The following is a 7509-nucleotide window of genomic DNA, read 5'->3' as shown; positions in this document are numbered from 1 at the left end:
AGTCTGATTATCTATATAGGTTTTAATTTGTTCTCGCGCCTCTGGCGAGTCCCAGAAGATGGTAATAAAAGTTAGTGGATCCTGATTTGACAGGTTCTGAAACCTATGGGTTTGTTCTCTGGGAATGAAAACAACATCCCCAGCTTCAAGATCTTCTTCTTCTGCCTCAATGTACATCCTTCCCTTCCCTGCCAATACGATAAAAGTTTCTAGCTCATCATGCTTATGGGGGGTTGTACACTCACCGGGTCGCACAGAAGCAATTGCGGATCCCCAGTAGAGAGGGTTAGATAAATCCTGGGAAGGATAAAGTCGCCGTAAATCGCAACCATATTCATACTTACTTAAGGCTTCGATCTTACGTTGAATATACATAAGCTATCTGACTCCTTTAAAAAAAAAACTTGTTAGTGACTTCTGTACAAAACGGATTATCATAAACCGACAAGATGTAATGCTTCCTGTGCAAAAGCTTGGCTACACTTTGCGAGGTTTCCATTTCCTCCTGTGATTGTTATATAATTCCCTTTTCGCTCTACAAATGGCTTACCATTACTCGTAAGTGAAAGGGCGCATGGCTTGACTGACAAAAGTTTGTGGGATCCACCCATAAATTCCTCTATATACAGCAATGCTTCCTGTAAATAACTGTACTCAGTATATCCCCCTTGGAACCACCATATCAACTTATCTATGCTAGCTAACTCTTCATAATGTAATTCTGTAAATCCGAACTTTGAGATAGCTGTATTCTCTAATTTTTGATACTGGAAAAAGCCGTAGGCATTCTGAAAGACATTTTGCTTTGGGGATGAATCGATAAAGCAAAAGCTACCTTCTTCTACATCTAATGGAGCAGTGGTGTAAATAAGAACTTTTCCTACAATGGTGATTTTACCTTGTTTGAAAGCTTCTTCCGAAAACGCTCCCCTGGTGTCAATAACAATGTCTGTGCTAGCGCTTTGACCAGTTAATGGAATAAGCTGATATACCTCTCTATCCTGTGTAACAGAGGTTACTGCCGTTGGATAAATATTTATGCCACGCCTTATTGAACGCCTATTCATGGCTTTAATATATCTCTTTGGGTCAAGGAAGCCTCCTTCTATATCTTCAGCATTGAAGAGTGGTCGTACCCTTTCTGAATGTTGCTCACCAATAGGCTGAAGGCTGGCATACAACAATGCATCTTGGTTATCTTTACGATTATAATATACAGGAAGGTCGTAGAATACTTTCATTTCTACTTCCTTTTCCAAAGCTCTAATTTCCTGAAGATTACGGATTGCCAGATCTTCCCAGTAGTGGTCATCATGATAAGTTCTAACAAGCCTTGAATCATCCTCATGGCTTGAGAAATAACGACCTGCTGTACCATAGTTGGCACCATATCCCACAACACTAGAATGATCTTTTGAAATCTCGTCTAAAATAGCAGATCCTAGCAATCCATTCCCAATAACCGCAAAGTTAAAATGCATATCATCTATCCATATATTTGCCATAAAAAATTAGCCTCAATGAATACAAATCTTGATTTACCAACTATGACGTTAAGCGGCTATGAGCTTTTGCCCGAGCACTTAAACTAAGAATGCGAAGCAGACCTTCTGAGTCAAGATGGCTAAAACTTCCAATGTTCTCCATAGAAGTTGTTTCTTTTGTATAAATACTGTGTGGTACATCTTCAGCAGAGACAAATGTTACATGTCCTTTGTAAATATCTACTGTAATCGTACCTGTAGCTAAATTTGTTACGGGCTCAATAGCTCGAAAACCCATTTGCGAAGGGAGGTCAAAACCTAAACCATAGTAAATGTTTTCTCCAAGTTGTGAAGCCATCTGATCGAACATCTTTTGGGATGCTCGATCAAGAATTAGTTGGAGGAGAAATCTGTAACATTTGCTAAGAAGATCTATACCAGGCTGTTCATAAACTCCTCTAGATTTTAGCCCTACAATTCGATTCTCAACAACGTGAACTCCAATTCCAACCCCGTTTCGACCTCCTATTTGATTAGCCAACTTAAACCCATCAAGTAAAGACACTTGATTTTCGTTAATTGCGACTGGCCTTCCTTGCTCAAAACGAACAACAAACCTTTCAACCTTATCAGGTGCATTTTTTGGATAAACTCCCATAGTAGGAGTAACAAAATCTGAAGGTGTCTTTAAGTCTTCAAGCTTACCTCCTTCATAGGTGATACCCAATAAATTTGCGTCTGTTGAGTACGGAGTATCTTTAGTTGCTCGAATTGGAAGCCCATGAGCCTGGCAGAAGTCAATCATTTCGGCACGACCTTGAAATTTATCCAAATAGATCGGATCGCGCCAAGGAGCATATAACTTCACTTCTGGATTGAGCATGTGAGCCATAACTTGGAAACGAATTTGATCATTGCCACGCCCTGTAGATCCATGGGCAAGAATTGAGAGTTTATGTTGAGTCATTGCTTCAAGGATACCCTTAACAATGATGTGGCGTGCAATTCCTGTTATATTCCAATATCCACCTTCATAAAAGGCTTGAGCTTGAATGAGTTTCAGCCCTGCTTCAGCAAAGTGGTCTTGTAAATGAAGGAAATGATGGCTATATGCACCGGATTTTCTTATGCGATCTCCAATATGAGAAATATCTTTCTCATCTGGTTGGCCAAGATCGGCTGTAAAACAAATAGCTTTCACTCCTCTATCAGTAAGCCAACGAGTAATCGTACAACTATCGAGCCCACCTGATACAGCAAAGGCAATTGGTTCTCCAATTTCAGCAATTTCCAGTACTGTATTAATATCTTTCATTTTAGTTTTTTATTCCTGTTTTTACTTCCTTTATAAGAGGATGCAATTAATCCAATTTCTCAGAGGATCATTGGAAAGCCAAAGTTATTACCTTAAACTAATCAAGCTATCTCTAGGATATGTCTCTATAGCCCCTATGATCAGGCCATAATAAAAAAATAGTAAAGTAACATTTATGACTTTCCAAATAGTTTATTACAAAGGTATTTATGCAGATAATTTGATTTTAGGAAACAATCATATTTGATTCCTATCAGTTAATTACCACAATCTGCTCATTGCTTTAACTATTATCTCACAACCTTGGCGGAGGTCATGGATATCAATAGTTAATGGCGGTAACAATTTTATAACACTACTGTTCCTTCCGCAGACCTCAACAACTAAACCATTTTCAAAGCAAAGCTGTGAAACTCTTTTAGATACTTCAGGACTACTGTGACTTGACATATCAATTCCCCAAATCATACCAGCTCCACGCACTTCAACTCCTTCAAACTTTTCTAAAATTTCAGATTGCATAAAATTGGATAGAAAAGATTCTTTTTCTCTTAACTTAATTTCTAAACTCTTTCCTCCCCAATAGTGGTCGAAAGCGGCACTTGCCCCAACAAAAGCGAGCTGGTTTCCTCTAAATGTTCCATTGTGTTCGCCAGGCTCCCAAATATCGATATCCCTCCTCATTAGGACTACTGATAACGGTAAACCATACCCACTTAAGGATTTAGAGAGCGTAACAATATCTGGTGTAATATTAGCTCTTTCAAAGGAAAAGAAATAGCCTGTGCGACCACAACCTGCTTGTATATCATCGCAAATCAGCAGAATATCATGTCGCTCACACAAACTCTTCAAGCTCTCTAGCCAATCAATAGAAGCTACATAGACACCTCCCTCTGCCTGAACTGTTTCAACAATTATTGCTGCTGGCAGTTCAATGCCTGAAGAAGGATCTGTTAAGATTCGATCTATATAGCCAAGGGAATCAAAATTCCCATATGGACTACTTTCATAAGGAATAAATGTAACATTAGTCAAAGGCAAGCCAGCTGCTTTCCTAAATTTTTGATTCCCTGTCACAGCAAGGCTTCCTAAAGATACACCATGAAAGCCTCCCATGAAGGAGAAAATACCTTCCCGACCTGTAACTTTTCGAGCTAACTTAAGAGCAGCTTCAATGGCGTTAGTTCCTGTTGGACCAGGAAATTGGATCTTGTAGTCCAACTCCCTTACATTCAGAATATTTGAAAACTTATGGAGAAATTCTTTTTTTGCACTAGAATACATATCTAGGCCATGGATAAGACCATCCTGGGATATATATTGAGATATTTTATCCTTAATAAAAGGATTGTTATGCCCATAATTAAGAGTTCCTGCACCTGCGAAGAAATCAATTAATTCTTCTCCAGACTCAAGATAAAGTTTTGAGCCCTTAGAGCGACTAAAAACAGCAGGGAAACTTCTACAGTACGATCTAACGTTAGACTCGTAACGATTAAATATTTCATCAATAGGATGATCAGGGCTTAAATAGTCCGTTAATATTGATTTTCTCTCTGGATCTTGAATTGCTTTCTGTGAATTCATGGCTAATTATATCCGTAATAGTAGTATTGGATACAGAAATTTTAGGTCTACATTCATATCATAAAACTAAATTAGTTTCTAGATTATTTTAATTTACAAAAATTAAAGGTTTAATTTATAAAAATGAATTTTATTGATTTAGCAAACTTAGAGACTGTTTGAAAAGTATGGATTATCACCTCAAAGATGATCACCTCAAAGTGGTCTAGATTACCTAGACTTATCCATCAAAGTCCCTATTTTTCACTTGGCTCTAAGAGTGAATCAGCGTAACCTTTCAGACTTTTCAAACAGCTTCTTACAGTTAACCAATTAGCTAGTCTGGATTAGCAACTTAAAACTAATCATCCCCTAGAAGGCTTGCTAATAAAGCCTGTTGAATATGCATTCGGTTTTCTGCTTCTTGCCAAACTCGAGATCTAGAGCCTTCAATAACCTCTTCCGTAATTTCCTCCCCTCGCCGAGCTGGTAAGCAGTGCATCACAATAGTTTCTGACCCTACATTGCTCAATAATTCATCATTTACTTGATAAGGCTCAAATAATGGAAGACGCATGTCTCCAGAGTCGTCTTGACCCATACTAGCCCACATATCTGTATAGATGATCTGTGCATCTTGTATTGCTAATTTGGGATCGTGGAGAAGCTGCACTTCAGTTCGGCCTTGAGCAATTGCCTTAGCTTTCTCTAGAACTGTAAGATTTGGTTGATACTCTTGAGGCGTAGCAACTCTAACATTCATGCCTACTAGGGCACAGGCAAGCAAAAGTGAATGGGAGATATTGTTGCCATCGCCTAAGTAAGTTAGTGTGAGATCAGAAAAAGACCCGAAGCATTCTTGAATTGTGAGGAGATCAGCCAGTACTTGACAAGGGTGTTCAAAATCACTCAAAGCATTAATAACTGGAATGTTGGCATAGCGGGCGTACTCTTCTAAGTGCTCCTGGCCAAATGTACGAATTGCTAGCACGTCAAGGTACTTGCTCAAAACTCTTGCCATATCTGATAAAGGTTCTCCTCGAGACTCTTGGGTTAGTGCAGGATTAAGATCTAGAACCTTCCCTCCAAGTCGAGACATTGCTGCCCAGAAACTAACCCGAGTTCGCGTAGAAGGCTTGTAAAACAACAAGCCCAAAAGTTTATTCGATTGAATGTTAACTTGACCACTTTTCATTTTCCTTGCTAGATCTAAAAGCTGAAGAATTTCTTCAGCTTTTAGATCTGACAGACTAAGTAAGTCTCGCCCTTTTAAAAAACCTATTTCCATTATTATCGCTTTCCGTTCACTGAATTGAATTTTTGCAGTATTTGACCTTTATGATTATATAGCTTCTAGCAAAATTAAAAACTATTTTTTGATCACGGTAACAGGGAAAGACTTCCAGGCCATTAATTACCATTAAAATATCTTTTGGAGTCGTCTTGATGATTGAGGTTAAGCGCAGCATAGTAACTACGCTGCTGGTCGTCCATGCCAAAGGAAATAACTACTGCCTTTTGAGTAACGGTGATCACATACTTTTAAGTATTGTTACTGTAGGTTTTGGTGAACTGATCACTAATACTCATAATTTGCTGATTGTAGTTTAAATAACTACATAGTTTGCTATGCCATGGATATCCTCCACTAATTCGAGATAAATTTGACTAGCCGATATGCTTGTCTGCTGTGCATTAGGAATATTGAGGGATTACAGTGTATCCCACTTTACTGTTGGTTACATCGACTTAGTGATTTCGTAGTTGTATTAACTCTTAGAGAAGAATATCACATAATTATGCACAGTATTATGCACAGTTAATAAAAGTTATCAATAATCTTAATTAAAAATAAAGGCCATAAAAATTGATCAAAAATGTGATATTTAAGCCATTACGCAGGTTTGTCAGACCAGTAGATATAGGAGTTTTAAATGATTCGTGAAATATAGGCACTGGTTCCGTTAAGCGGGTGGTTGAAAGTCTTGCTATATCTGAATTAGGAGGGATAATAGGTAAGATTTGACCTGTCACGACTTAGAGGTGAGCAATGGAGTTATTATCCCAAAATTGTCCGTTGTGTGGTAGTCCACAAGTTAAACCCCACGACCGCTATGAGACCCAAAACGGCACAGGAACCATCTACCATTGCTTTGAGTGCGATACGTACTGAGCGTGAGACCTTCGCCACCCCCATAGCAGGACTGCGCACCCCCTTAAGTCGCATGATCGAGATTCTCAAAGCCAGAAGTGAAGGGATGGGTCTCAATGCTGACGGGGTGACAAACAGCCTTAAAAGCCTTACTGGGTGTGGGGTGACCGGGTGCAAGGGTGTCGGGTTTAGATCAGGAGCTTGAAACGTTGGTAGGGACGCTTGAATCAGGTTGGGGACGGAATGAAATTGCACCGGGTAACTCGAAATTCCCTTCTATTTTCCCCACACCCCACACCCTACACCCCACACCCCGTTTACTTTTTAGCCTTTTTGTCACCCCCTCAGCTATAATACAGTAGTCAGTTTGGTTAGGGCAGCTTCTCAAAAAGGACAAATGATTCATAATGCCAGTGTGCAGAATATTGAAACAGCCTCGCAATTAAACCCTTAAAAATAGGGATAAATCGGTATTTAATACCACAAAATGGACATTGACATTTACTTAGCGCTAGAGTATAATTGAAGTGTAGAATCCAGCTCTAACGATGCCAAGAAAAGAAGGAGTAACAAAAAGGATATCGACTCAAGTCGTCCCTGTGGCAGGGATGACAAAGTCGGTTGAACTTGAATTGCTGCAGGTAATGAAAAAGCTGGGTATCGTCAGGGCTGAGTCCTACAACAAGCTGGGAAGTATTAACCATTGGGGACTAGATTGGAAAAAGGCGTACCCAGAAGTAAGGAGTTTTAGGACTCCCGAATCCCTGGGACTACCTTCAAAACTAATGGAATGGACGGTCAGTGATGTAGCGAAAGCAATCACAGCCCAACAAGCAGCTTGCACTGAGGCAGTTGTCAAAAGGATTTACAAAAGGTTCTCTGGTACATACAACCAAAAGAGAAGAAAAGAGCTTTGTAGACAGCTCAAAACTTTAGCTTTCCTAGAAAATCCTTTACTACACAGGTTGTCAGGAAGGAATACCAACGTG

At 39.4% G+C, this 7509-nt stretch carries 7 protein-coding genes and 1 pseudogene; 2 read left to right on the top strand and 6 right to left on the bottom strand.

Going from position 1 to position 7509, the window contains the following annotated elements:
* The 6 genes from LYNGBM3L_RS25345 to LYNGBM3L_RS48960 form a co-directional block, all read right to left on the bottom strand.
* A partial coding sequence (locus LYNGBM3L_RS25345) for a cupin domain-containing protein (RefSeq protein WP_008188190.1) occupies window positions 1–375 on the bottom strand: 375 nt, incomplete at its 3' end.
* Window positions 376–434: 59 nt separating this feature from the next.
* Window positions 435–1505: an FAD-dependent oxidoreductase gene (locus LYNGBM3L_RS25340; protein ID WP_008188189.1), complete on the bottom strand. Its 1071-nt coding sequence runs from the start codon at window positions 1503–1505 to the stop codon at window positions 435–437.
* 40 nt (window positions 1506–1545) lie between these two features.
* Window positions 1546–2799 carry an argininosuccinate synthase gene (argG, locus tag LYNGBM3L_RS25335; RefSeq protein WP_008188188.1) on the bottom strand — a complete coding sequence of 418 codons (1254 nt, stop codon included), beginning with the start codon at window positions 2797–2799 and terminating at the stop codon, window positions 1546–1548.
* 261 nt (window positions 2800–3060) lie between these two features.
* Window positions 3061–4389: a diaminobutyrate--2-oxoglutarate transaminase gene (ectB, locus tag LYNGBM3L_RS25330; RefSeq protein ID WP_008188187.1), complete on the bottom strand. Its 1329-nt coding sequence runs from the start codon at window positions 4387–4389 to the stop codon at window positions 3061–3063.
* 340 nt (window positions 4390–4729) lie between these two features.
* A complete protein-coding gene (argF, locus tag LYNGBM3L_RS25325) occupies window positions 4730–5656 on the bottom strand; it encodes an ornithine carbamoyltransferase (protein ID WP_008188186.1) in 927 nt (308 codons plus the stop codon).
* Between the two features lie 122 nt (window positions 5657–5778).
* Window positions 5779–5904, bottom strand: coding sequence for a hypothetical protein (locus tag LYNGBM3L_RS48960; RefSeq protein WP_267872094.1), 126 nt, complete (start codon window positions 5902–5904; stop codon window positions 5779–5781).
* Window positions 5905–6482: 578 nt separating this feature from the next.
* Between LYNGBM3L_RS48960 and LYNGBM3L_RS25320 the strand changes: the two genes are divergently transcribed.
* Both LYNGBM3L_RS25320 and LYNGBM3L_RS45215 read left to right on the top strand, forming a co-directional pair.
* Window positions 6483–6725, top strand: coding sequence for a hypothetical protein (locus LYNGBM3L_RS25320; RefSeq protein WP_008188185.1), 243 nt, complete (start codon window positions 6483–6485; stop codon window positions 6723–6725).
* A 343-nt stretch (window positions 6726–7068) separates the two neighbouring features.
* A pseudogene (locus tag LYNGBM3L_RS45215) lies at window positions 7069–7509 on the top strand (transposase); the annotation flags it as partial.

This window comes from Moorena producens 3L (genome assembly GCF_000211815.1).
In the GTDB taxonomy this organism is placed as follows: domain Bacteria; phylum Cyanobacteriota; class Cyanobacteriia; order Cyanobacteriales; family Coleofasciculaceae; genus Moorena; species Moorena producens.
This window is presented reverse-complemented; position numbering and strand designations above follow the sequence as displayed.

Coding starts and splice junctions, on each gene's coding strand:
- LYNGBM3L_RS25340 (WP_008188189.1), bottom strand. CDS start 1,505: ATGGCAAATATATGGATAGATGATATGCATTTTAACTTTGCGGTTATT.
- argG (WP_008188188.1), bottom strand. CDS start 2,799: ATGAAAGATATTAATACAGTACTGGAAATTGCTGAAATTGGAGAACCA.
- ectB (WP_008188187.1), bottom strand. CDS start 4,389: ATGAATTCACAGAAAGCAATTCAAGATCCAGAGAGAAAATCAATATTA.
- argF (WP_008188186.1), bottom strand. CDS start 5,656: ATGGAAATAGGTTTTTTAAAAGGGCGAGACTTACTTAGTCTGTCAGAT.
- LYNGBM3L_RS25320 (WP_008188185.1), top strand. CDS start 6,483: ATGAGACCCAAAACGGCACAGGAACCATCTACCATTGCTTTGAGTGCG.